Origin of the sequence: Xanthobacter lutulentifluminis (assembly GCF_043194675.2) — a bacterium.
Classification (GTDB): domain Bacteria; phylum Pseudomonadota; class Alphaproteobacteria; order Rhizobiales; family Xanthobacteraceae; genus Xanthobacter.
The window spans coordinates 1,845,976-1,869,510 of record NZ_CM195525.1 but is presented as its reverse complement, the minus strand read 5'-3'; the positions used below and the strand labels follow the sequence as shown (position 1 = coordinate 1,869,510).

Sequence of the window (23,535 nt, the reverse complement as noted above, 5' to 3'; positions counted from 1 at the left end):
CCTCAGCGGACGGTGACACGCGCCAGCTCGGCCCCGTCATCGGACATGACGTGGGTGGAGCAGGCGAGGCACGGGTCGAAGGAGTGGAGGGTGCGCAGGATCTCCACCGGCTCCTCGGGGCGCTGCATGGGCGTGTTCATGAGCGAGGCCTCGAACGCGCCGATGTTGCCCTTGGGATCGCGCGGACCGCCGTTCCAGGTGGTGGGCACCACGCACTGGTAGTTCTCGATCCGCCCGTCCTTGATCTTGATCCAGTGGCCGAGGCCGCCGCGCGGCGCCGCCACGGTGCCGACGCCCTTGGCCTCCTTCGGCCAGGTGGCGGGGTCCCACTTCTCCATGTTGGCGGTGGAGGTGTCGCCGGCCTTGATGTTGGCGATGAGGTGGTCGAAGTCGTCCAGCATCATCTTGGCGCAGTAATGCGCCTCGAGCGCCCGGGCGAGGGTGCGGCCGATGGTGGTCGGCAGCGCCTGCTTGGCGGTGAGCTGGGTGCCCGCGAGGGTGTTGAACTGGCCGAGCGCCTCGTCCACCTGCCCCTTCACATAGTCGACGCCCTGGGCATAGGCGAGGATGTAGCGGGCGAGCGGGCCCACCTCCACCGCATTGCCCTTCCAGCGCGGCGCCTTGATCCACGAATACTTGGCGCCCTCGTCCACCTGCTGGATATCGGTGCGCGTGCCCTTGGCATTGGGGCCGAGCTCGTAGTGGGGGTCGGTGATGCCGTCCCACGGATGCAGGCCCTTGTCCTTGTCCGCATCGCCGTAGGTGTACCAGGAGTGCGCCACGAATTCCTGCACCTGCGCCGGGTCGCGCGGGTCGATGGGATGCACCTCGTTCCAGTTGCCGTTGAGGATGACGCCGCCGGGCAAGCGGTCGGTCTTCTTCTGGCCCTGGATGGCTTCGTAGTCGCCATAGTCCATGACGTTCTGGCCGGAGAGGCCGCCGCCATAGAGCCAGCCCTTGTAGAAAGACGCGATGGCGATCACGTCCGGCACATAGACGTTCTGCGAGAACTCGAAGGCCTCCTGAAGCTTCAGCTTGACGAAGTTCAGCCGCTCCATGTTGAGCGGGGCGCCGGCGGCCATGTCGCCGTTCATGTTGATGGCGCAGGGCACGCCGCCCACCAGATAGTTCGGATGCGGGTTCTTGCCGCCGAAGATGGTGTGGACCTTCACGATCTCGCGCTGGAAGTCGAGCGCTTCCAGATAGTGCGTCACCGCCAGGAGATCCGCTTCCGGCGGCAGCAGATAGGCCGGGTTGTCCCAGTAGCCGTTCTTGAAGATGCCGAGCTGCCCGCTCTCGACGAACTTCTTCAGCCGGTTCTGCACATCGCGGAAATAGCCGGGCGAGGACTTGGAGTGCGCCGAGATGGACTGCTGCAGCACCGAGGTCGCCTTCGGGTCCGCCTTGAGCGCGTTGACCGGGTTCACCCAGTCGAGCGCGTGCAGGTGGTAGAAGTGGACCACGTGATCGTGCCACTGCAGCACCTTGGCCATGATCTCGCGGATCAGGAAGGCGTTGTTGGGAATCTTGATCTGCAGCGCATCTTCCACCGCGCGCACGCTGGTGAGCGCGTGGCAGCCGGTGCACACGCCGCAGATGCGCTCCACGAAGGCCCAGGCGTCGCGCGGGTCGCGACCCTTCAGGATCACTTCCAGCCCGCGCCACATGGTGCCGGTGGAGACCGCGTTGCGGATGACGTTGTTGGAATCCACATTCACCTCGCAGCGCATGTGGCCTTCGATGCGGGTGACCGGATCGACGACGATGCGCTTGCCGGAGGTGTCGAGGGAAAAGCCGTTCGGCGTCTGGATGGTCACTTCTCGCCTCCCTCGGTGGTGGTCGGGCCCTTGGTCGCGCCGTCGGTGTGCTTGTGCTGGGCGCGCTTCAGCGCGCTGATGGCGGCGTGGGCCGCGACGCCCGCGCCCACCGCGCCGGCGGCGATCAGGCCCACCCGGTCGGCGTTCGATTCAATGCCGAAGCCCGAGCCCTTCAGGTCCGCGAGGCGCGCGTACCACGAGCCCTTGTCCCAGAAGCCGTCCTCCGAGCAGCCGATGCAGCCGTGGCCGGCCTGGATGGGGAAGGACACGCCGTCGTTCCAGCGCACGGTGGAGCAGGCGTTGTAGGTGGTCGGACCCTTGCAGCCCACCTTGTAGAGGCAATAGCCCTTGCGCGCGCCCTCGTCGTCGAAGCTCTCCACATACTGGCCGGCGTCGAAATGCGGCCGGCGATAGCATTTGTCGTGGATGCGCTGGGAATAGAACATCAGCGGCCGGCCCTGCCGGTCGAGCGCGGGGAGCTGGTCGAAGGTGAGCATGTAGGTGATGACGCCGGTCATCACCTCGGCGATGGGCGGGCAGCCCGGCACCTTGATGATGGGCTTGTCGAAGATCACCTCGTGCACCGGCGTCGCGCGCGTGGGATTGGGGCGCGCGGCCTGCACGCAGCCATAGGAGGCGCAGGAGCCCCAGGAGATGATGGCCTTCGCGTCCTTGGCCACCTTCTTCAGCTGGTCCACGAACGGCTTGCCGCCGATGATGCAATACATGCCATCCTCGTTCAGCGGCGGGTTTCCTTCCACCGCGAGGATGTAATTGCCTTTGTACTTCTCCATCACCTCGTCGAGGATGGCTTCCGCCTGGTGGCCGGCGGAGGCCATCAGCGTGTCGTCATAGTCGAGCGAGATCATGGAGAGGACGACATCCTTGGCCAAAGGATGGGCCGAGCGGATGAAGCTCTCCGAGCAGCAGGTGCACTCAAGGCCATGCAGCCACAGCACCGGGGTGCGCGGCTTGGTCTCCATGGCATGGGCGATCTTGGGCGCGAACTCCGGCCCGAGGCCGAGCGCCGCCGCCGTGAGCGAGCAGTATTTCAGGAACGAACGGCGGGTAATGCCCTGCCGCCGCATGACCTCATAGAACGTCTCGAGGGCCATAAAGGCGTCCCCCCTTGGCTGACTTGTCCTCCCCACCGGCGTCGAGGCCGGGGGATTGGGGGAGGGTTCAGCAAGGGGTGTGCCAGAGGGGGAGGGCGAGGGATTTCAGGGGTTTGGGTGCGGTGGCGGGGCGGCGGGGGTGGATGGGGGGTGAGCGGTTTGCGGGGTGGGGTGGAAAGGGGGTTATCGGGGGATGTGCTCTGAATCGAACCGCAAATAATGAGATCAAACAATTCTCAGCGTTGGTGAACCTAGGGGATGGCTAATTGCGTTGAAGAAGTATATCTTTTCAGCCTTTGGTAGTTTCTTGTGGATATCAGCCTTTCGCATTGCCACGTCAGATCCCGGCAACATGGAGATGGCCAAGCGGCGCCCGCCGACTGAGCGAAGTGCCGCAGAAATGTGGTTATCGCTATCTCCCAATCCATGACCGAAAATTACCATGGGCGAATGGTCATCACGAAATGTCGATAGCATGAACGATAAATAATCAGATCTGTAGATCGATGAAATCTTTTCTTCAGAGTGTCCCTCTGAAATAAAAAGTGGAAGCGCGTTTCTGTACGGAGTTGCAAATAAATCTAGGAGGTTTGCACCGTCTTCAGCTCGGCGCTTTAGGGTTCCTCCATTTACATCTCTGTAAAGGTGGAGTCCGCCGTGCAGGTAATGAATCTTCGTAACTTCCCCCCAGATATCAGTGTTATTGATATCAAACCGTTCGCTAAAAAAATAATCTTTGAAAAAGGCGGGGCGCCTCATAATTGACCAATATATTATAAGATCGTAATTTGTTGAGTATACGGAATTGTATTTTGATAATTCGCTTGAGATTGAATCAAGAACTGAAGCCTGAGCCGCTGCCCACGGGATATGCACGCTATGAACCGCAGATATCAGGGCGCCTCTAATGCTGTTATAGCGTTCATTTATATCTGAGGAGTCTCTGCCGAGTATGTCGGTTACGATTTTTGAAGTCCAGAGCGCATTTAAAATAATCTCGAAATTGTGCGTATCGAACTTAGAAAATAATGACTTGTCGATAGACGAAAATCCAGATGCATCAGCCGTTTCGAAAAGTGATTTATATGCAAATGAGGGCCAAATATTTTGGCTAAATCCATTACCGACAAGCAGTGATGGTCGCTCGAATTGATCTTTAATTGTGTCCCAATCGGATAGGGTGTCATCAATTTGCATGCTTGCTCTCTCCAGGGTGTGGCGAAGAATAATGCACACGTCCGATTGTGGGAAGTGTCCCCTTGATCCGACGCCTCCCCCTTGCATCCCACCCCTCCCCCTGCCATATAGCGCGTGGGAGGTTGGCGGTGGACGAGCCACTCGCCAACCGGGTCAGGTCCGGAAGGAAGCAGCCCCAACGAGCCCGGTCTCGGGTCTTCGTCCAGCCTCCCACCTCATCCTTGCAAGCGAAGGACAGGTGAAGCCCGCCGCGCCGTCATCGGCCCGGCGCCGGCAGGGGCGCGGCCACGCGCCGTCCCCGTCCGCCGTCCTCTCGTCCGTCCCCGCCCGCCACAAAGCGCCGCCGTCCCGTCGCAATCCCGTACGGATCGGCGCATAGATAGAGCCCCACCGTTCCAGGGAGGGTTCCATGTGGGTCGTCGTCGTCCTCGTCCTCAGCGCGCTCGCCGTTCCCGATGCGAATGTGAACCGCGAGACCACCTACCAGACCGAGGATGCCTGCAAGGCGGCGGTCGCGAAGAATGTGCCGGCGCGCCTCGATGCCAAGCACAAGGAGGCGTTCGCCCAGGGCTACCGCCGCTACGTGTGCATCCGCGTCCCCGCCGCCGAGGCCCCCAAGGCGGAAGCGCCCAAGGCCGACGCCCCCAAGGTGGATGCCCCGAAGGCCGATCCCTCCGCCGCCAAGCCGAAGTAGCCGCCCGCTTCCCGACCCGATGGCGGTACCGGAAGGTGCGTTGCCGGCCCGGCACAACCCACTTATCCTGTGTGCACGCCTAGGGGGCGGGATACGGGGGCGTTGGCGGTGCTGGGAGCGACGAGGGGCGGCGTGCGTGCGGGCGCGCCGGGAAAGGCTGCGCGACGCGGCCGGCCGGACGTGCGGCAGGCGCGATGGCTCGCGCACGTCGCGGTCATGCTGGCGCTGGCTCTGCCGGCGCTGGTCCAGACGGCCCCGGCCCGCGCGCAGGCGGTGGACGAGCCCGTCGTCGGGCCGTCCGACCTTATGTTCTGGCTGCCCGATCTGCCGGCGGTGGTGGAGCGCGGCGGCAACGCGCTGCTGGTCACCGGCTACGCTTGGCACAATCCGTCCTCCTACGGCCACAACAACGGCCTCAACGCCTGGAGCTGGGGCGGCGGCTATTCGCGCTGGTTCGACCATGCGGACGGCCGTTCCGACATGCTGTTCGCCATGGGCTTCTCCGACAGCAACCGGAACTTCCAGTTCGCCGGCGGCGTCGGGCATTTCTGGCAGGTGGCGCGGGTGGAGACGACCTCGGTGTCGCTCGGCTACGCCGCCGGCTTCACCGCCCGGCAGGACATCTGGAACGGCGCGCCCTTCCCCTTCCTCCTGCCGGTGCTGGACCTGCGCCTGCTGGACCGGCTGGACATCTACTTCACATACATCCCCCCGCTGCCCACCGACCAGCTGAACGGCAACAAGGGCAACGTGGCCTTCATGTTCCTCGGCCTGCGCTTCTGAGCCTTCCCCATCGGCGTGGACGTCGGGGATTTGCCCTGCGCGCCCATCGACGCGCCCGCGCGCGGTGCTATGTATGGGGCTGGCCATCAGGGCCGCGAAGGCGGGCGCATGAGCGACGAGCAGCGTATCGAGGGAGACGACGCGGGGGATGATCAGGGGCCCGGCCTCGATCTCGGCCTTGCGCCTTCGGCCCCGCCGCCCGCCGTCGCGCCGGCTCCGCAACAGGCGCCCGGCGCCTATCGGGTGCTCGCCCGCAAGTATCGCCCGCAGGATTTCACGGACCTGATCGGCCAGGAGGCCATGGTCCGCACGCTCTCCAACGCCTTCGCCTCCGGCCGCATCGCGCAGGCCTATATCCTCACCGGCGTGCGCGGCGTGGGCAAGACCACCACCGCCCGCATCCTCGCCCGCGCCCTCAACTACGAGCCCATGGACGGCGCGCCCGGCGGCCCCAGCCTGGACCTGTCGGTGCCCGGCAAGCATTGCCGCGACATCATCGAATCCCGCCATGTGGACGTGATGGAGATGGACGCGGCGTCCAACACCTCCATCAACGACATCCGCGAGATCATCGAGAGCGCGCGCTACCGGCCGGTGATGGCGCGCTACAAGGTGTACATCATCGACGAGGTGCACATGCTCTCCACGGCAGCCTTCAACGGGCTGCTGAAGACGCTGGAGGAGCCGCCGGAGCATGTGAAGTTCATCTTCGCCACCACCGAGATCCGCAAGGTGCCCGTCACCGTGCTCTCGCGCTGCCAGCGCTTCGACCTGCGGCGCGTGGAGGCCGGCGCGCTCGCCGCCCACCTCTCCGGCATCTGCGCCCGGGAAGGGGTGACCATCGAGCCGGAGGCGCTCTCCATCGTCGCCCGGGCGGCCGAAGGCTCGGTGCGCGACAGCCTCTCGCTGCTCGACCAGTCCATCGCCCATGGCGGCGGCCGGGTGAGCGCGGAAGAGGTCCGCCGCCTGCTCGGCCTCGCCGACAAGGGGCGGGTGATCGATCTGTTCGAGGCGCTGATGAAGGGCGAGATGGCCCGCGCGCTGGCCGAGTTCCGCGACCAGTATGACGCCGGCGCGGACCCGGCGGTGATCCTCACCGACCTTGCCGAGTTCTCCCATCTCGTCACCCGGCTGAAGATCATGCCCGATGCGGCGGACGACGCCGCGCTGGTGGAGGCCGAGCGCGTGCGCGGCAGCGAGATGGCGCAGGGCCTGTCCATGCGCGTGCTGGCCCGGGCGTGGCAGATGCTGACCAAGGGCATCGCCGAGGTGCAGCAGGCGGCCAAGCCCGCGCAGGCGGCCGAGATGGTGCTGGTGCGCCTCGGCTATGCCGCCGACCTGCCGACCCCGGACGAGGCGCTGCGCCGCCTGAAGGACGCGCCCCGCAGCGAGGCCGCGCCGCCTGCGCCGTCCGCGCCTTCGTCCGGCGGCGGCGGGCCGCGCCTTGCGCTCGCTCCGGCCCCGCGCCCTGCGGCCGCGCCCGCCATTGCCCGGCCCGCCGCGCCGCCGCAGCCGGCAGCATCGCCCGCCGTTGCCGCCGGCCCGCGCCTCGCCAGCCTCGCCGACGTGGCGGCGCTGGCCGCCAGCCGGCGCGACCTGTCGCTGAAGCATGGCATCGAGACCGCGCTGCGCCCGGTGCATGTGGAAGAGGGCCGCATCGAGGTGGCGCTCGTGCCCGGCGCTTCGGCAAACGTCATCCAGGACCTGTCACGCAAGCTGTCCGACTGGACCGGCCGGCGCTGGCTGGTCTCGCTGTCCTCCCAGGCCGGCGGGCCGACGCTGGCGGAGGAGCAGGCGGCGGTGAAGGCCGAGCGGGAGGAGGGCATCAAGGCCCACCCGCTGGTGGCGGCCGTGCTCGCCCGCTTTCCGGGCGCCGAGGTGGTGGACGTCCGCACCCGCGAGGAGGTCGCCATCGACGCCGAGGTGCTGGCCCCCTCCGAGGAGGATCTGAACGCCGGCCCCGGCGAGGGCGACGAGATCGAATACTAGGGCGCGATCGGATCGGATCGCCCCCATGCGGCGGGCGCGTGCTCCAGGGCGCGCGGCGCCGGTTCCATCGAACGCGAGGAAGGAGAGATCATGCGCGACCTCATGGGCATGATGAAGCAGGCCAAGGAGCTTCAGGAGCGCATGCAGCAGATGCAGGCGGAGCTGGAGACCACCGAGGTGGAGGGCGCCTCCGGCGGCGGCCTCGTCACCGTGCGCGTCACCGCCAAGGGCGACTGCAAGGCCGTGCGCATCGACCCCTCCCTCGCCAAGCCGGACGAGGTGGAGATCCTGGAGGATCTGGTGGTGGCCGCCCTCGGCGACGCCCGCGCCAAGGCCGAGCGGGTGATGCAGGAGAAGATGCAGGCCCTCACCGGCGGCCTCGCCCTGCCGCCGGGCATGAAGCTGTTCTGAGGGGGACGGGTTCAGGGGCGCCGGGGCGCAGCCGTGCTCCGGCCCTGCCACCACAGGGCGATCATCACCACCGGCACCAGGACGGTGAGGATGAGCAGCATGCCGAAATTGCCCGGCGCATGGTCCCCGGTCGTCAGCACCTGACGCACGTGGCCAATGGCAAGGCCGACATAGGTGAGGCAGGTGATCAGCACCACCGCCGCCTTGAAGTCGCGGCTCTGCCAGAACGACACCACCGCGACGATGCCCAGCGCGAGGTCGGCGATGCCGATCTCGTATTGGAACGGGCTTGGCTGCCAGCCGATGAAGGCGGCGGCGGTCTGGGGCAGAAAGACGTGGGTGGTGCCGGCCCAGATGCCCTGGAAGCCGACGCTGAGAAGCAGGATCCAGGAGAGATAGTGCTCGGCCGGCGCCCCGCTGCGGGAGAGGCTGGCAAACACGAGCGCCAGCACGAACAACAGCACCGGCACGTTGGTCAGAACCAGATGGATGGCGTCGGCGATCATGTCGGCCCCTCGCGGCGGCGGCATATGCCGTCGCACCCCTAAGGCCAAGGATAGGGCGCGGGCCGGAGCCACTGAAGCCGTTTCTGGGGCGGCTGCGCGGGGCCCGGGGGGCGGACATGAAAAAGGCGGCCCTGCGGCCGCCTTCCCCTGTCTTGCGAACTTGCTTGCGGGATCACACCCGTCGCAAAATCACTCCGCGGCGCCGGCCTCGTCACCCGCCGCGGCGGCCTTGGCGGCCTCGCGCTCGGCCTTGGCCTTGGCTTCCAGGTCCTCGCCGGTGGCCTGGTCGACCACCTTCATGGACAGGCGGGTCTTGCCGCGCTCGTCGAAGCCCATGAGCTTCACCTTGACCTTGTCGCCCTCCTTGACCACGTCGGACGGCTTCGCCACCCGCTCGTTGGCCATCTGGGAGACGTGGACGAGGCCGTCCTTGGAGCCGAAGAAGTTCACGAAGGCGCCGAAGTCGACCACCTTCACCACCGTGCCCTCATAGATCTGGCCCACTTCCGGCTCGGAAGCGATGGACTTGATCCAGTTGATGGCGGCCTTGATCGAGTCGCCGTTGGCGGACGCGATCTTGATGGTGCCGTCGTCCTCGATGTTGATCTTGGCGCCGGTCTTCTCGACGATCTCGCGGATCACCTTGCCGCCGGAGCCGATCACTTCGCGGATCTTGTCCACGGCGATCTTCATCACCTCGATGCGCGGGGCATGCTCGCCGAGCTCCGCGCGGGCGGTGGTGAGCGCCTTCGCCATTTCGCCGAGGATGTGGGTGCGGCCATCCTTCGCCTGGGCGAGGGCGACCTTCATGATCTCCTCGGTGATGCCGGCGATCTTGATGTCCATCTGGAGCGAGGTCACGCCCTGCTCGGTGCCGGCCACCTTGAAGTCCATGTCGCCGAGGTGGTCCTCGTCGCCGAGGATGTCGGACAGCACGGCGAACTTCTCACCCTCGAGGATGAGGCCCATGGCGATGCCCGCCACCGGACGGCGCAGCGGCACGCCCGCATCCATCAGCGCCAGCGAGGAGCCGCAGACGGTGGCCATGGAGGACGAGCCGTTGGACTCGAGGATCTCGGAGACCACGCGCAGGGTGTAGGGGAACTCGTGCTTGGCGGGCAGCATCGGGTGGATGGCGCGCCAGGCGAGCTTGCCGTGGCCGATCTCGCGGCGGCCGGGCGAGCCCATGCGGCCGGTCTCGCCCACGGAGAAGGGCGGGAAGTTGTAGTGCAGCAGGAAGTGCTCCTTGTAGGTGCCTTCCAGGCTGTCGATGAACTGCTCGTCCTCGCCGGTGCCCAGCGTGGCGACCACGAGGGCCTGCGTCTCGCCGCGGGTGAACAGGGCGGAGCCGTGGGCGCGCGGCAGGATGCCGACCTCGGACACGATCGGGCGCACGGTGCGCACGTCGCGGCCGTCGATGCGGATGCCGTCGTCGAGGATGTTCCAGCGCACGATGGAGGCTTCGAGCGCCTTGAACACCTCGGAGACGACCTGCGGGTTCGGCACCGGGTTGCCGCCGATGGCGAGCTCCTCGTAGTACTTCTTCACCTTGGACTTGGCGGCGCCGACGGCGGCGTAGCGGTCCTGCTTCTGCTTGATCTTGTAGGCGGCGCGCAGATCGTGCTCGGCGATCTCCTTCACCTTGGCCTCGATCTCGGAGACGTCCTGCGGCTGGAAGGCGCGGGGCTCCTTGGCGGCCTTCTCGGCCAGCTTGATGATAGCCTCGATCACCGGCTGGAAGTGGCGGTGGCCGAACATCACCGCGCCGAGCATGATCTCCTCGGGCAGCTCCTTGGCCTCGGACTCCACCATCAGCACGGCGTCGGAGGTGCCGGCGACCACCAGGTCGAGGGCGCTTTCCTTCACCTCGTCAACGGTGGGGTTCAGCACGTACTCGTGGTCGATGAAGCCGACGCGGGCGGCGCCCACCGGGCCCATGAAGGGAATGCCGGAGAGGGTCAGCGCGGCGGAGGCGGCGACCATGGAGACCACGTCCGGGTCATTCTCCAGGTCATGCGCCAGCACGGTGATGATCACCTGCGTGTCGCACTTGTAGCCGTCCGGGAACAGGGGGCGGATCGGGCGGTCGATGAGGCGGGAGACCAGCGTCTCCTTCTCGGAGGGACGGCCCTCGCGCTTGAAGTAGCCGCCGGGGATGCGGCCGGCGGCGTAGGTCTTCTCCTGATAGTTGACCGTCAGGGGGAAGAAGTCCTGGCCGGGCTTCGGCTCCTTGGCGGAGACGACGGTGGCCAGCACCTTGGTGTCGCCGTAGGTGGCGAGCACGGAGCCGTCCGCCTGGCGGGCCATCTTGCCGGTCTCGAGGGTGAGCGTGCGGCCGCCCCAGTCCAGCTCTTCGCGATGGATATCGAACATGCGTATGTCTTTCGGTTCAGGCGCGAAGGAGAGGAGCCATGAGCAAGACGGCCGGACGCGCCGCGCGAAGCCATACCCTCACGAGGGGGCTCCGACGGTAGCGTCCGGCGATCCTGCCATGACTCGTCCTTGGTGCGCGGTCTCGCAGCAGGCCCCATGCCCGCTGCGCCTGCCGGGCCGCCCGAAGCGGCCCGCGCGGCGCCCGCCCGGTGGGCAGGCGCCGGGGGAGAGCGTCAGCGACGGATGCCGAGACGCTCGATGAGGGACTTGTAGCGCCCTTCGTCCTTCTTCTTCAGATAGTCGAGAAGGCTGCGGCGCTGGGAGACGAGCTTGAGCAGCCCGCGGCGCGAGTGATTGTCCTTGTGATGGGACTTGAAGTGCTCGGTGAGGTTCACGATCCGCTCGGTGAGGATCGCCACCTGCACTTCCGGCGAACCGGTGTCGCCGTCCTTCGCGCCATAGTCCTTGATGAGCGCCTGCTTGCGCTCGGCAGTGATCGACATCGGTCTATCCTTTCAACGAGAGAGAACAAGCCCGCTCCCCACGGCCGCCTGTCAGCGGCTGCGGAGGCACCCCTTGAAGGCGACCCTTGAAGGAGCCTTGCGGGCCTTCGCTCGGCCGGGCCGGGATGTCGTCCAGCGCGGTCGAGGCGAAACACGGAAAGCGGCACCCGAAAGGGTACCGTCCGCGCGCCGGACTATAGAGGGTTTTCCCCGTGAAACCAGAGGAATGTTTCCATCCGCCGGGGCACCCGGAGCGGGTGCGGCGCGGCACGGGGCAGGCTGGCGCTGGCGGCCGGGCGGGGGACGGGGCGGGCGCGGGCCCGCCCCGTTCCGTCACTGCGGGCCGATGGTGGTCAGGTCCTGGAACCAGTGCTGGGCCTGCACGAAGCTCTTCACCTTGGGCGAGAGCGCGTGCGGGTTCACGTCGTGCACCACCCACACCAGCACCGCGTCGTCCACCACCTGCTCGTGCACCTTGGCGAGCAGCTCGTCCTGCTTGGCGGTGTCGAACGTGCGCTTGGCCTCGTCGATCAGCGCGTCCACCTTGGGGTTGCCGTAATAGCCCCAGTTCACGCCCACCGGCGCCACCTGCCGGCTGTCGAAGAAGCGGATGAGCGCATAGAGCGGGTCGGAGGTGACATAGGCGATGTTGTTGGAGGTGATGCCCTCGTTCATGGGGTCCTTCGCCCCCTTGCGCCAGGCGGTGTAGAGCGCCTCCAGCTCCACCACCTTGAACTCCACGTCGATGCCGATCTCCTTGAAGCTCGCCTGCAGGAACTCGTTCATGGGCAAAGACAGCATCTGCCCGGTGCCGCCGGCGGCGATGATGAAGGTGGTCTTGAGCGGCTTCTCGGGAGAATAGCCCGCCTCCTTCACCAGCTTCTTGGCCGCCTCGGGGTCGTACTTCAGGTCGAAGGAGGGCTTGCCGAACCACGGGCTGGTCTTGTCCACCTGCCCCTTGGCCGGCTGGGCGAGGCCGTTCATCAGCGCCACCACGCTCTCGCGGTCCACGGCCAGGTTCAGCGCCTTGCGCAGGCGGATGTCGGTCCAGGGCGAGCCGGGCAGCACCGACAGGTGGTAGTTCCACACGTGCGGCGTGACGTTGGTGACGATCTTCATGCCCGCGCCCTTCAGCTGGGGCACGGCATCCGGCGCCGGGGTCTCGATCAGGTCCACCTGACCGGCGAGCAGCGCGTTGGTGCGGGTGAGCGCCTCCGGCATGGGGATGAGGATCATCCGGTCGGTCTTGGGCAGGCGGGTCTTGTCCCAGTAGTCGGGGTTCTTCACCAGCTCCAGCCGCTCGCGCGGCACCAGCTTGTCCTGCTTGAACGGGCCGGTGCCGGAGGGGCTCTGGGCGAACTTGTCCCAGTCCTTGCCGAGCTTCTCGTACTGGGCCGGGCTGGAGACCAGGAACCACAGCATCTGGTACGGGAAGAAGCTGTCCACGTCCTTGGTGGTGATCTCGACCGTGTAGTCGTCCACCTTGCGCCAGGAGGCGATGGAGGGCAGGCGGGTCTTCACCTGCGCCGACTGGCGCTTGTCGAAGTGCGGGGCCTTCTCGTCCAGCACCTTGTCGAGGTTCCAGACCACCGCGTCGGCGCTGAAGTCCGAGCCGTCGTGGAACTTCACGCCCTTGCGCAAGGTGAACAGCCACTTCTTCGGGTCGGCGGGGTCCACCTTCCATTCGGTGGCGAGGCCGGGCACCAGCTTGCCGGGCCTCTCCGCCACGTTCATCTCCCAGGCGACCAGCGGGTCGTAGAGGGTGTAGCCGGTGAATTGATAGGCACCTGCACCGCGATCAGGCTGACCGGTGGTCTGCGGAATGTCCGCCATGGAGATGCCGTAGCGGATCACGCTTTCGGCGCGGGCAGGCGCCGCAGCCGTCAACGCCGCCAGAAACGCAGCGGCAAGCGTGTGTCGAAGTCCCGGTAAACGCAGCATGAAGCGGTCCTTCCGTGGAGAGCCCCCACAGGACATGACGCAAGAGGCATGCCGGATTGTATGCAATATGCGCAGGGGGCTTCCCCTGCGCGAGAGCCGCCCGCGCGGCTCGCCTGAAGCTCCGGCGGCCGCTCGCGGCCGGCCGGATCGGGGCGCGCGGGCCTCAGCGGCCGCTGCGGCGGGGCGGGCGGCCGGAAGGCTTGCCCCAGTTGAACACGCGGTGGGGGAAGATCTCCCCGTTCTCGCCGTCGCCGATGGCGATCAGCCCACCCTGGCAGAACACGGCCACATGGCCCTCCACCACCGGGGCGTCGCGCCCGCGCAGGATGACGCCCTGGCCGCAGCGCAGGCGGTGGGCATCCGGCGGGGTGACGGTGATGTGCGGGATCTCCTCCAGCGCCAGCGCCACCGGGTCGAGCGCGTCCATCAGCGCCTCCTCGCCGGCCTCGGCGCGCTCGCGCAGCTCGTCGAGGGGCACCAGGTCCTCCTCCAGGAACGGGCCGACGCAGGCGCGGCGCAGGGCCGAGACATGGCCGCGCGCGCCGAGCATGCGGCCGAGGTCGCGGGCGATGGCGCGCACGTACGTGCCCTTGCCGCACTCGGCCTCCAGCACCGCATGGTCGGCGTCGGGACGCTCCACGAGCTCGATGCGGAAGATGGTGACGGGGCGGGGCTGGAGCACCACCTCCTCGCCGTCGCGCGCGAGGTCATAGGCCCGCTCGCCGCCGATCTTGAGGGCGGAATAGGCCGGCGGCACCTGCATGATCTCGCCGCGGAAGGCGTCCAGCGCGGCCACGATCTCCGCATCCGAGGGGCGCTCATCGGCGGTGGCGACGGGCTTGCCCTCGGAATCATCCGTGTCGGTCTCGACGCCGAAGCGCACGGTGAAGCGGTAGGTCTTGCGGCCGTCCATCACGTAGGGAACGGTCTTGGTCGCCTCGCCGAAGGCGATGGGCAGGCAGCCGGAGGCCAGGGGGTCCAGCGTCCCCGCATGACCGGCCTTGCGGGCGCCGAAGATGCGTTTCACCACGCTCACCGCCTGGGTGGAGGTCATGCCGGTGGGCTTGTCCAGCAGCACCCAGCCGTCGAGGTCGCGCTTGGGCGCGCGCGGACGGTTGTCCTGCTCGCGCGAGGCGCGGGGGCCGCGGCCGGTCTCGCCGGTGGCGGCGGGCGCATCGGCGGACGCCGCGGACTCGGCGGGGGCGGGGATGGCTTCGGCCTGCGAGGCGGTCTCGGAGGCGATCTCTGCCGCGAGGTGGGCGGCAGCGTTGGCGGCGGTGGCGGTCATTCGTCGTCGGTCTCTTTGTCGGTCCGGATGTCGTCGGGCGCGGCGTCGGTCTCGAGGTCGCGCATCACCTCGGGCGAGCGCAGCAGCGCATCGATGTGGGCGCCCTCGTCGAACGAGGTGTCCTTGCGGAAGCGCAGCTCGGGCACGCTCTTGAGCTCCACCCGGCGGGCGACCTCGCCGCGCAGGCGGCGGGCATTGTCGGCCAGCGCCTTGATCACGGGGGTGATGTCCTTGCCGCCGAGCGGCATGACATAGCAGGTGGCGATCTTGAGGTCCGGCGACATGCGCACCTCGGGCACGGTGATGATGTGCCCGGCCAGCACCGGATCGATATGGTCGCCGCGCTGGAGCACTTCGGCGAGGGCGTGGCGCACCAGCTCGCCCACCCGCAGCATGCGCTGGGAGGGACCGGCTGACGGCGAGCCGTGTTGGGAACCGCGTGTCATGGCGCTTGTCCTTGTTCTATGGCTTGCCGACGCGCTGCACCACCTGGGCGCGGGCGTCGGCGCGGGCGCTGTCCGCCTCCACCTGCGCGTCGGCAAAGGTGAAGAAGCGCAGCATGTGCTCATGGTCCGCGAATGCTCTCAGGGGCACGATGATGGCCTCCTGAGGTGCCGTGACGAGGAACACATGGGCATCTGCGAGGGTCACGGCGAGGATCTCGTCCCAGCCGAATGAATTGGTCCGCCCGGCGTGGGTCACGCGCACCCCGGCGCGGCTCGCGACGACGCGGATCTCCCCGGGCGGCACCGTCGCGAGGCGCAGGGTGCGCGTCCGCACCACGCTCATGAAAATCGTGACGAAGCCGTAGAGCGCCGCCACCGCCACGAACAGGACGGCGAGGCGTATCCACTGGTTGCCGAGGCCCAGGGCCTGACCGGCCGCGGTATCCTCAAGGTAGCCCAGAAGCGCACCGAAGCCGATGAGCGGGGCGAGCAAGGCCAGCTTGGCCGCACCGCGCAGCTCCATCCGCCGGCCGAGAAAGGCGGCGATATCGGCGCGGGTGAGCCGATAGGCGAGATCGAACGGGCCGTCCGCGACGGTGGTGGTGGACATCGGTCCTGGCTGCTCCTGTGCCGACGGGGCGCGCGGCCCGCGGGCGAGATGGTCAATCCGAGCCGATTGGAAGATGCCGGCGGCCGGCGAAGGCGGGCGCGCCTGCCGGACGGGTGCATCGACAACGCGGGCGCCGATAGGGTCGCCCTCGGATCACGCCGCCATGCGCGGGCTCGGACCGCGCATGCGGATTCGGGCAGGGCGCACGCCGTGGCGTCGCCCTGCCCGAAGACCTGTCCTCACAGCGAGCGCTGGATCACCTCGACGCGGAAGCACTCGATGACGTCGCCCGCGCGCATGTCCTGGTAGTTCTCGAAGGACATGCCGCAGTCCTGGCCGGCCACGACGGTGTTCACCGCATCCTTGTAGCGGTTGAGCGTGGCAAGCTTGCCCTCGTGGATCACCACGTTGTCGCGGATCAGGCGCACGTGCTGACCCTTCTCCACGGTACCGTCGGTGACCTGGCAACCCGCCACCTTGCCCACCTTGGAGACCAGGAAGATCTCCTTGATGAGGGCGTTGCCCAGCATGGTCTCGCGGTTGATGGGCGCGAGCAGGCCGCTCATGGCCTTCTTCACGTCATCCACGAGGTCGTAGATGATGTTGTAGTAGCGGATCTCGATGCCCGCCCGCTCGGCCGCGTCGCGCGCTTCCTTGTTGGCGCGCACGTTGAAGGCGATGATCGCGGCGCCGGACGTTTCCGCCAGCGTCACGTCGCTCTCGTTGATGCCGCCCGCGCCGGAATGGATGATGCGGGCCTGCACCTCGTCGTTGCCGACCTTCTCCAGCGCGCCGATGATGGCTTCCACCGAGCCGGACACGTCGCCCTTGATGATGAGGGGGAATTCCTTCCGCCCCGTCGACTTCGCCTGGTTCATCATCTGCTCCAGGGAGCCACGGATGGTGGCGGAACGGGCCGCCGCCTTCTCGCGCTTCTGGCGCTGGCGATAGTCGGTGATCTCGCGGGCGCGGGCCTCGTTCTCCACCACGGCGAGGCGGTCGCCCGCCTCCGGGGTGCCGTTGAAGCCCAGCACTTCCACCGGGAAGGACGGACCCGCCGTTTCCACGTTGGCGCCGGTATCGGAGATGAGGGCGCGCACGCGGCCCCACTCGGCGCCCGCCACCACGATGTCGCCCACGTGCAGGGTGCCGCGCTGGACCAGGACGGTGGCCACCGGGCCCCGGCCGCGATCGAGCTTGGCTTCCACCACGGTGCCTTCGGCGTCGCGGTCGGGATTGGCGCGCAGGTCGAGCAGCTCCGACTGCAGGGCGATGGCCTCGAGCAGCTTGTCGAGGTTGAGCTGCTCCTTGGCGGAGACCTCCACCTCGAGCGTCTCGCCGCCCATGCTTTCCACCTGCACCTCGTGCTGGAGCAGCTCGGTGCGCACGCGCTCGGGCTTGGCGCCGGGCTTGTCGATCTTGTTGATGGCCACGATCAGCGGCACGCGCGCGGCGCGGGCGTGGTTGATGGCCTCCACCGTCTGGGGCATCACGCCGTCATCGGCCGCCACCACCAGCACCACGATGTCCGTCACCTTGGCGCCGCGGGCGCGCATGGCGGTGAAGGCGGCGTGGCCGGGGGTGTCGATGAAGGTGATCTTCGAGCCGGACGGCGCGGTCACCTGGTAGGCGCCGATGTGCTGGGTGATGCCGCCGGCCTCGCCGGACACGACGTTCGCCTTGCGGATCGCATCGAGCAGCGAGGTCTTGCCGTGGTCGACGTGGCCCATGATGGTCACGACGGCCGGGCGCGGCAGCAGGGTCTCGGGCTCGTCCGGGGTGTCGAACAGGCCTTCCTCGACGTCCGATTCCGACACGCGGCGCACCGTGTGGCCGAGGTCCTCGGCGATCAACTCGGCGGTGTCGGCGTCGATCACGTCGGTGATCTTCACCATCTGCCCCTGCTTCATCAGCAGGCGGATCACGTCCACCGCCCGCTCCGACATGCGGTTGGCGAACTCCTGGATGGTGATGGTCTCGGGCAGGATCACCTCGCGGGAGATCTTTTCCTTGCTCTCCTGCGCGCGGTGGCCGGTCATGCGCTGGGTGCGGCGGCGGAACGACGCCACCGAGCGCTGACGCTCCTCCTCGCCCGACTGGGCGGTGACGAGGGTCAGGCGGCCGCGCTGCTTCTCCTGGCCGGCGGGGGCGCGGGGCACCTTGACCGGGGCGACCGGGCGGGCGCCCGGGCCACGGCGCGCGGCGCGGCGCTCCTCGTCCTCCTCGGCGGCGGTGCCGGCGGGACGGGGGGTGAGCGGACGGGCGGCGGTGGCAGCGCCGGCGCCTGCGCCAGCGCCGGCGGGACGGGCAGCGCCGCCCTGGTCCTCGCCGAAGCGCTTGCGCGCCTCCTGCTCGGCCTTGCGCTTCTTGTCCTCTTCCTGGGCGCGGCGGGCCTCTTCCTCGCGCTTGCGGGCCTCGGCGGCCTCACGCTCGGCGCGTTCGGCACGCTCGCGCTCGGCGCGGCGGCGGGCTTCCTCCTCGGCGGCGCGGCGCTCCTCGGCCATGCGCGCCTCTTCGACGGCACGGACGCGGGCATCGGCCAGCGCGCTGGCGCGGGCGTTGCGCTCATCCTCGGTCAGGGTGCGCAGCACCACGCCGGAGCCGCCGGGACGCTGCTGCTGGCCGGGACGGCCGGCCGGGCCGCCGGGGCGACGCTCGGGCGCGCCGCCGCCGGAGCGGGGCTGCTGCTGGCCGGGACGGGCCGGGGTGCCGGGGCGCTGGCCCTGCGGCGCGGACGAGCCGGGACGGCCGGCGGGACCGGAACCGCGCGCGGGCTCGCCCTGGCGGGACGCGCCGGACGCCGGCTGGGACGGACGGGCCGGGGCCGCCGGGGCGGCAGCGCGCGGCTCGGGCGCCTTGGGGGCGGCCGGGGCCGGAGCCTGGGCGGCGGGGGCCTGGGGTGCCGGGGCCTGGGGTGCGGGGGCGGCAGCCGCAGCGGTCGGGGTGGCCACGGGCTGGGCCGCGGGCGCCTCGGCGGCAGGGGTCTGCGCCGCAGGAGCCTGGGCCGCAGGAGCCTCGGGCGCCTGGGCAGCCGGAGCCGCGGGCTCTGCGGCGGGCGCCGGCGCGGGTTCAGGCGCGGCAGCCGAAGCGGTGGGCTCGGGCGCCTTCGGGGCGACGGGTTCCACCGGCGCGCTCACGGGCGCGGCCGGGGCCTTGGCCTCGACCGGAGCGGGCGCCACGGGGGCCTTCGCCTGAGGCGCGGCAGCTGCGGGAGAAGACGGGGCGGCAGGCGCAGCCGGGCGCGGCGCGGCGGGCGCCGCTGCCGGCGCTGCGGGCGCGGCCTGTCCAGCCTCGCGACCCGGCTCGCCAGGAGCGATGACGCGGCGCTTCACCTTCTCCACCACGACCGCCTTCGAGCGGCCGTGGCTGAAGCTCTGGCGCACCATGCCCTGCTCCACCGGACGCTTCAGCGTGAGCGTCTTGCCGGGGGCGGGATGCAGCGTCTTGTCGCCGGGGGTCTTCGTGTCGTTCATTCCGTATCCGTTCCTTGCATCCGGCCGGGGTCATGCGGGAGATCAGCACCATGGCTCAAATCGTTGCCATGGCTGGGGTTTGGACCCTGCCCAGGCGCCTCGCCGGGGGACGAACCCGTCCGCCAGCGCAAAAGCCTGTGGCAGCGCTCCAGAAACCCTTTGGCCGTCGGATGCGCGAGCAGCGCCGCATGTACCACATTTGACCGCCCTAACGCCAAGTCCAATTCGATGCCGTTGAAGCAATCGACGATGGCCGGCGGGGCGAGCCCCGCCGCCTCGGCCTGGCGCACGAGGGCATTGAGCTTGCGCACCCCGTCCGGGCGCGCGTCAGCGGCGTGCACGAGAACGCGCACGTCGCCGGAGGCGAGGGCCGCCTCCACCTTCATTGCGCCCGTGACCACGCGGCCCGCCTTGTTGGCGAGGCTGAGCGCGCTGCGGGCGTCCTTGTCGAGCAGGGTGTCCACGAGATCGGCGAGGCCGGGGTCTGAGGACCCCTTGCCCTTGAAGGCGCGGCCGAAGGCCTTGCGCTTCAGCGCCGTCTCCAGGTCGGCGCGGGTGGCGTTCACCCACGCGCCGCGTCCGGGCAGCTTACGGGCGAGGTCCGGGACGATCCTGCCGTCCGGCCCCACCACGAAGCGCAGCATCTGCGACACCGGGGTGACCCGCCGCGTGGCGAGGCACAGGCGCGACAGGGGCGCCCGCGCCGAGCCGATGCTCCGCGGTCCCGTGTCCGTCTCGTCCTCGTCCAATGCGGTGAGCACTCCGGGTCATCTCCTTGTCTCAGGCTTCGTCGGCCGGGGCGTCGTCATCGCCCTCCGGTCCGGCATCAGCCTCGATCCAGCCGGCGGCCACGCGCGCCTGCATGATGAGGGCCTCGGCGTCCTCGCGGGAGAACTCGAAGCCGTCGAGCGCGCCGGCATGGCGGACGGTCTCGCCGTCCTTGCGCTCGGTCCAACCGATGAGGTCGTCGGTGGCGCAGCCGGCGAGGTCCTCGACGGTCTTGATGTCGTTCTCACCGAACGCCACCAGCATCTTGGAGGTGACGCCGGCGACCTCCTTCAGCTCGTCCGCCACGCCCAGCTCGGTGCGGCGGGCGTCGAGCGCCTCCTCCACGTCGGCGAGGTGCTTGTTGGCGCGGGCCTGCAGCTCGGCGGCGGTGTCCTCGTCGAAGCCCTCGATGGAGGCGAGCTCCTGCAGGGGCACGTAGGCGATCTCCTCCACCGAGGTGAAGCCCTCGGAGGTGAGCAGCTGGCCCATCATCTCGTCGAGATCGAGCGCCTCGGAGAACATCTTGGTGCGCTCGGCGAATTCCTTCTGCCGCCGCTCGCTCTCCTCCTGCTCGGTCATGATGTCGATGTCCCAGCCGGTGAGCTGGGTGGCGAGGCGCACGTTCTGGCCGCGGCGGCCGATGGCCAGCGACAGCTGGGCGTCGGGCACCACCACCTCGATGCGCTCGCGATCCTCGTCGAGCACCACCTTCACCACCTCGGCGGGGGCAAGCGCGTTGACGATGAAGGTCGCGATGTCCGGGTTCCAAGGGATGATGTCGATCTTCTCGCCCTGCAGCTCGTTCACCACCGCCTGCACGCGCGAGCCGCGCATGCCGACGCAGGCGCCGACCGGGTCCACCGACTGGTCGCGGGAGATGACGGCGATCTTCGCGCGCGAGCCGGGATCGCGGGCCACGGCCTTGATCTCGACGATGCCGTCGTAGATCTCCGGCACTTCCTGCGCGAACAGCTTGGCCATGAACTGGGGATGGGTGCGGGACAGGAAGATCTGCGGGCCGCGCGGCTCGCGGCGCACGTCGTAGACGTAGGCGCGGATGCGGTCGCCGGTCTTCACCGTCTCGCGGGGCAGCAGCTCGTCGCGGCGCAGGATGCCTTCGCCACGGCCGAGGTCCACCACCACGTTGCCGTACTCGACCCGCTTGACGAGGCCGTTCACCACGTCGCCGATGCGGTCCTTGTACTCGTCATACTGCCGGTCGCGCTCGGCCTCGCGCACCTTCTGCACGATGACCTGCTTGGCGCTCTGCGCGGCGATGCGGCCGAAGTCGAAGGGCGGCAGGGTGTCGGCGATGGTGTCGCCGACCTGCGCCGCCGGGTTGTGGCGGCGGGCGCCGTCCAGCGTGATCTCGGTGGCGGTGTTCTCGACGTCGTCCACCACCAGCAGGTGGCGGGCGAGACGCAGCTCGCCGGTGCGCGGGTTGATGTCCGCGTGGATGTCCGTCTCCTGGCCGTAGCGCGAGCGTGCGGCCTTGGCGATGGCATCCTCCATCGCCGCGATCACGATGCCGCGGTCGATGGACTTCTCCCGCGCGACGGCGTCGGCGATCTGCAGCAGTTCCAGCCGGTTTGCGCTGACGGCGACCATCAGTGCGTCTCCTTCGAGGATTTGGGCGAGGCCTTCTTTGAGGCCTTCGCGGGGGTCGTCGGAGCCGGCGTCGAGATGCCGGCCTTGGCCTTGGCGTTGGACTTGGCGCGCGGCTTGGCGGCGCCCTTGGGCTTCAGGCCGCGATGGGGCGCCCTGGACAGGTCGCGGGCTGGGCCGGGCCGGGCGGCTTCCGCCTCGGCGGCGAGATCGGCGAGGTCGGCGAGCTCGTCCTCGGCCTCGTCCTCCTCGCCCATGGCGCGCAGGGCGGCCTTGGCGCGGCGCAGGGCCTCGGTGATGAGCGCATCGGTGAGCACGAGGCGGGCCTCGCCCATGTCGGCCACGGGCAGCTCCACCACCTCCGGCTCGTCCTCGCGGGCGTCGGCGCGCTTCACGCGCGCCATGTCGCCCGCGGTGCCGAGCAGCAGGCCGCGATAGCGCTTGCGCCCGCCCACGGGCACGGTCATCTCCACCTTCACCTCGTGGCCCGACCAGCGGGCGAAGTCGGAGAGGCGCACCAGCGGCCGGTCGATGCCGGGGGAGGACATCTCCAGCCGGTAGGCGCTGGCGATGGGGTCCTCCACGTCGAGCACCGGCGAGAGGGCGCGCGAGGCGGCCTCGCAATCGTCGATGGACATGGTGCCGTCGGGCCGCTCGGCCATGATCTGGACCGTGCCGCCGTCGCGGTTGGTCACCTTGACCCGCACAAGCCGATAGCCCAGCGCGCCGAGCACGCCGGAAGCGATGGCGGCCACGCGGGCGGCCACCCCGGTTTCGGTGATGAGGCGCGGCTCGTTCACATCGTCGAGCGCGGCTGGGATCTCGGTCATGTCCCTCCAGGACGGTGAGCGTCGAAGACTGGTCGCAAGGTCGGGCGCGCGGCGGTTCGGCACCGGCACCCGGATTGTTCGTATGCTCCACGCATCGGCAGCGAAGGCTCTGGATAAGCAGAAGCGGAGCGGGTCCCGGTGGGGGCCCACTCTCATCACCTTCGACTGCGATGGCGCTGAGGCATCCCCATGGGGGACGGCGCTAATATAGCCCGAAACGCCGAAGGTGCAAGCGCTTTGACGTCCCGGCCCGGATTCGGGGCGCGCCGCAATTGCGCCAAACAAACCCTGTTGAAGGGCGCCCCGTCCTGTCGCGCCCGCCGGATCATCCCGGGCCCGGACGAAAGCATGCCGCCCAGATCCGCGGTGTCCCACGTCTGAGGCGTCGCCCGGTGCGCGCTTCCGCCCGAACCGCTTGAGGCGGTGACGCGGGCCAAGGGCCGCAAGCCGATTTCCGATCGCCTTCCCCACGCGCAGCAAGTCGCCGCGTCGGCGCGGGGAAGCGAACCGCCGGGACGGACCTGTCCGTCCCGGCGGTCTATCCGTCACGCCAGCGCGTCGAGCTCGGCGTCGGTGAGCGCGCCCGGCACGATGGTGACGGGAATGGGAAAGCCGGCCGCGTGGCCGGCCGCGAGCCAGGCCACCAGCGGGCCCGGTCCCTCCTTCCCGGTGCCGGCCGCCAGCACCAGGATGGCCACGTCGCGATCCTCGTGGATGGTGGCGGCGATGGCGTCCGCCGGCGTCGCCTCGCGGATGACGGTCTCGGGCGTGATGCCCGCCACCTGCCGCGCCCGCGCGACATATTTGCCGAGGCGTGCCTCCATCTCCTCATGGGCTTCCGCGCGCATGAGGTCGGCGACGCCCAGCCACTGCTGGTTCACGCCCTCCAGCTCCAGCACCCCCAGCATCACCACGCCGCCGTCGGTGCCGGCCGCGCGCCGGCTGGCGTAATAGACGGCGCGGTCGCATTCGGGCGTGTCGTCCACCACCACCAGGAACTTGCGGCGATGGCCCGGCTCGCGGCTCAGGCGCGGGGCGACGGGGGTCATGGACGCGCGCCCGGGCAAAGGCGCGGTGCCGGACTGCGGGCGGGATGGCGCATGGCGGGGCTCCCCTTGGCGCGGGTCGGGCAGAGCGGCCATGCTGCCACGGCGGGGCCGGGGAGGGGGAGCGGAAAAATCGCGCC

19 protein-coding genes and 1 other RNA gene are annotated in these 23,535 nt (G+C 69.0%); 5 read left to right on the top strand and 15 right to left on the bottom strand.

The genetic code is table 11. The annotated features are described in order from the left end of the window. Positions 1-2 precede the first annotated feature (2 nt). The 3 genes from V5F49_RS08430 to V5F49_RS08420 all read right to left on the bottom strand — a co-directional run bounded on the left by V5F49_RS08430 (position 3) and on the right by V5F49_RS08420 (position 4,129). Positions 3-1,817, bottom strand: coding sequence for a nickel-dependent hydrogenase large subunit (locus V5F49_RS08430; protein WP_394118502.1), 1,815 nt, complete (start codon positions 1,815-1,817; stop codon positions 3-5). Continuing rightward, positions 1,814-2,932: a hydrogenase small subunit gene (locus V5F49_RS08425; RefSeq protein WP_394118503.1), complete on the bottom strand. Its 1,119-nt coding sequence runs from the start codon at positions 2,930-2,932 to the stop codon at positions 1,814-1,816. Before V5F49_RS08425 ends, V5F49_RS08430 begins: the two co-directional genes overlap by 4 nt. Before the next feature lie 225 nt (positions 2,933-3,157). Continuing rightward, positions 3,158-4,129 carry a DUF4917 family protein gene (locus V5F49_RS08420; RefSeq protein WP_394118504.1) on the bottom strand — a complete coding sequence of 324 codons (972 nt, stop codon included), beginning with the start codon at positions 4,127-4,129 and terminating at the stop codon, positions 3,158-3,160. A 116-nt stretch (positions 4,130-4,245) separates the two neighbouring features. Here V5F49_RS08420 and ffs point away from each other — a divergent pair. The 5 genes from ffs (at position 4,246) to V5F49_RS08395 (ending at position 8,006) form a co-directional block, all read left to right on the top strand. Next, positions 4,246-4,344, top strand: an RNA gene (gene ffs / locus V5F49_RS08415) — signal recognition particle sRNA small type. Between the two features lie 194 nt (positions 4,345-4,538). Continuing rightward, a complete protein-coding gene (locus tag V5F49_RS08410; protein ID WP_394118505.1) occupies positions 4,539-4,823 on the top strand; it encodes a hypothetical protein in 285 nt (94 codons plus the stop codon). 216 nt (positions 4,824-5,039) lie between these two features. Next, positions 5,040-5,606, top strand: a complete 567-nt coding sequence (locus V5F49_RS08405; protein WP_394118506.1) for a hypothetical protein — start codon at positions 5,040-5,042, stop codon at positions 5,604-5,606. Between the two features lie 108 nt (positions 5,607-5,714). Continuing rightward, entirely contained in the window at positions 5,715-7,595 is a 1,881-nt protein-coding gene (locus V5F49_RS08400) for a DNA polymerase III subunit gamma/tau (RefSeq protein WP_394118507.1), read from the top strand. Positions 7,596-7,685: 90 nt separating this feature from the next. Then, positions 7,686-8,006 carry a YbaB/EbfC family nucleoid-associated protein gene (locus V5F49_RS08395; RefSeq protein WP_394118508.1) on the top strand — a complete coding sequence of 107 codons (321 nt, stop codon included), beginning with the start codon at positions 7,686-7,688 and terminating at the stop codon, positions 8,004-8,006. Positions 8,007-8,017: 11 nt separating this feature from the next. Here the strand turns inward: V5F49_RS08395 and V5F49_RS08390 are convergent, their stop codons facing one another. From V5F49_RS08390 to V5F49_RS08335, 12 genes are all read right to left on the bottom strand, one after another. Then, positions 8,018-8,512, bottom strand: a complete 495-nt coding sequence (locus V5F49_RS08390; RefSeq protein ID WP_394118509.1) for a DUF6790 family protein — start codon at positions 8,510-8,512, stop codon at positions 8,018-8,020. A 189-nt stretch (positions 8,513-8,701) separates the two neighbouring features. Continuing rightward, complete coding sequence (pnp, locus tag V5F49_RS08385) at positions 8,702-10,885, bottom strand: polyribonucleotide nucleotidyltransferase (RefSeq protein ID WP_394118510.1); 2,184 nt, start codon at positions 10,883-10,885, stop codon at positions 8,702-8,704. Between the two features lie 233 nt (positions 10,886-11,118). After that, a complete protein-coding gene (gene rpsO, locus V5F49_RS08380; RefSeq protein WP_282891333.1) occupies positions 11,119-11,388 on the bottom strand; it encodes a 30S ribosomal protein S15 in 270 nt (89 codons plus the stop codon). Between the two features lie 333 nt (positions 11,389-11,721). Beyond that, complete coding sequence (locus V5F49_RS08375; protein WP_394118511.1) at positions 11,722-13,329, bottom strand: ABC transporter substrate-binding protein; 1,608 nt, start codon at positions 13,327-13,329, stop codon at positions 11,722-11,724. 163 nt (positions 13,330-13,492) lie between these two features. Then, on the bottom strand, positions 13,493-14,617 hold the full coding sequence (truB, locus tag V5F49_RS08370) for a tRNA pseudouridine(55) synthase TruB (protein ID WP_394118512.1): 1,125 nt from the start codon (positions 14,615-14,617) through the stop codon (positions 13,493-13,495). Continuing rightward, entirely contained in the window at positions 14,614-15,063 is a 450-nt protein-coding gene (gene rbfA / locus V5F49_RS08365; RefSeq protein WP_394118513.1) for a 30S ribosome-binding factor RbfA, read from the bottom strand. The genes truB and rbfA overlap by 4 nt, the downstream gene beginning before the upstream one ends. Before the next feature lie 16 nt (positions 15,064-15,079). Further along, positions 15,080-15,673, bottom strand: a complete 594-nt coding sequence (locus V5F49_RS08360; RefSeq protein WP_394118514.1) for a YcxB family protein — start codon at positions 15,671-15,673, stop codon at positions 15,080-15,082. Between the two features lie 239 nt (positions 15,674-15,912). Then, positions 15,913-19,146, bottom strand: coding sequence for a translation initiation factor IF-2 (gene infB, locus V5F49_RS08355; protein ID WP_509210764.1), 3,234 nt, complete (start codon positions 19,144-19,146; stop codon positions 15,913-15,915). Then, positions 19,143-19,895 (bottom strand): RNA-binding protein, encoded by a 753-nt coding sequence (locus V5F49_RS08350; RefSeq protein WP_394117800.1) that lies wholly within the window; start codon positions 19,893-19,895, stop codon positions 19,143-19,145. Before V5F49_RS08350 ends, infB begins: the two co-directional genes overlap by 4 nt. Before the next feature lie 31 nt (positions 19,896-19,926). Further along, positions 19,927-21,522: a transcription termination factor NusA gene (gene nusA / locus V5F49_RS08345; protein WP_394117799.1), complete on the bottom strand. Its 1,596-nt coding sequence runs from the start codon at positions 21,520-21,522 to the stop codon at positions 19,927-19,929. Further along, a complete protein-coding gene (gene rimP, locus V5F49_RS08340; RefSeq protein ID WP_394117798.1) occupies positions 21,522-22,349 on the bottom strand; it encodes a ribosome maturation factor RimP in 828 nt (275 codons plus the stop codon). The genes nusA and rimP overlap by 1 nt, the downstream gene beginning before the upstream one ends. 545 nt (positions 22,350-22,894) lie before the next feature. Next, the gene (locus V5F49_RS08335) at positions 22,895-23,398 is read right to left on the bottom strand and encodes a universal stress protein (protein ID WP_394117797.1); all 504 of its coding nucleotides are present in this window, start codon (positions 23,396-23,398) and stop codon (positions 22,895-22,897) included. Positions 23,399-23,535 lie beyond the last annotated feature (137 nt).

What these genes read in the sequence shown, in the direction of transcription:
- V5F49_RS08360 (WP_394118514.1), bottom strand. Translation starts at nt 15,673, where the DNA reads ATGTCCACCACCACCGTCGCGGACGGCCCGTTCGATCTCGCCTATCGG.
- nusA (WP_394117799.1), bottom strand. Translation starts at nt 21,522, where the DNA reads ATGGTCGCCGTCAGCGCAAACCGGCTGGAACTGCTGCAGATCGCCGAC.
- V5F49_RS08420 (WP_394118504.1), bottom strand. Translation starts at nt 4,129, where the DNA reads ATGCAAATTGATGACACCCTATCCGATTGGGACACAATTAAAGATCAA.
- rbfA (WP_394118513.1), bottom strand. Translation starts at nt 15,063, where the DNA reads ATGACACGCGGTTCCCAACACGGCTCGCCGTCAGCCGGTCCCTCCCAG.
- rpsO (WP_282891333.1), bottom strand. Translation starts at nt 11,388, where the DNA reads ATGTCGATCACTGCCGAGCGCAAGCAGGCGCTCATCAAGGACTATGGC.
- V5F49_RS08410 (WP_394118505.1), top strand. Translation starts at nt 4,539, where the DNA reads ATGTGGGTCGTCGTCGTCCTCGTCCTCAGCGCGCTCGCCGTTCCCGAT.
- V5F49_RS08390 (WP_394118509.1), bottom strand. Translation starts at nt 8,512, where the DNA reads ATGATCGCCGACGCCATCCATCTGGTTCTGACCAACGTGCCGGTGCTG.
- truB (WP_394118512.1), bottom strand. Translation starts at nt 14,617, where the DNA reads ATGACCGCCACCGCCGCCAACGCTGCCGCCCACCTCGCGGCAGAGATC.
- pnp (WP_394118510.1), bottom strand. Translation starts at nt 10,885, where the DNA reads ATGTTCGATATCCATCGCGAAGAGCTGGACTGGGGCGGCCGCACGCTC.
- V5F49_RS08395 (WP_394118508.1), top strand. Translation starts at nt 7,686, where the DNA reads ATGCGCGACCTCATGGGCATGATGAAGCAGGCCAAGGAGCTTCAGGAG.
- rimP (WP_394117798.1), bottom strand. Translation starts at nt 22,349, where the DNA reads ATGACCGAGATCCCAGCCGCGCTCGACGATGTGAACGAGCCGCGCCTC.
- V5F49_RS08405 (WP_394118506.1), top strand. Translation starts at nt 5,040, where the DNA reads ATGCTGGCGCTGGCTCTGCCGGCGCTGGTCCAGACGGCCCCGGCCCGC.
- infB (WP_509210764.1), bottom strand. Translation starts at nt 19,146, where the DNA reads ATGAACGACACGAAGACCCCCGGCGACAAGACGCTGCATCCCGCCCCC.
- V5F49_RS08425 (WP_394118503.1), bottom strand. Translation starts at nt 2,932, where the DNA reads ATGGCCCTCGAGACGTTCTATGAGGTCATGCGGCGGCAGGGCATTACC.
- V5F49_RS08400 (WP_394118507.1), top strand. Translation starts at nt 5,715, where the DNA reads ATGAGCGACGAGCAGCGTATCGAGGGAGACGACGCGGGGGATGATCAG.
- V5F49_RS08375 (WP_394118511.1), bottom strand. Translation starts at nt 13,329, where the DNA reads ATGCTGCGTTTACCGGGACTTCGACACACGCTTGCCGCTGCGTTTCTG.
- V5F49_RS08335 (WP_394117797.1), bottom strand. Translation starts at nt 23,398, where the DNA reads ATGACCCCCGTCGCCCCGCGCCTGAGCCGCGAGCCGGGCCATCGCCGC.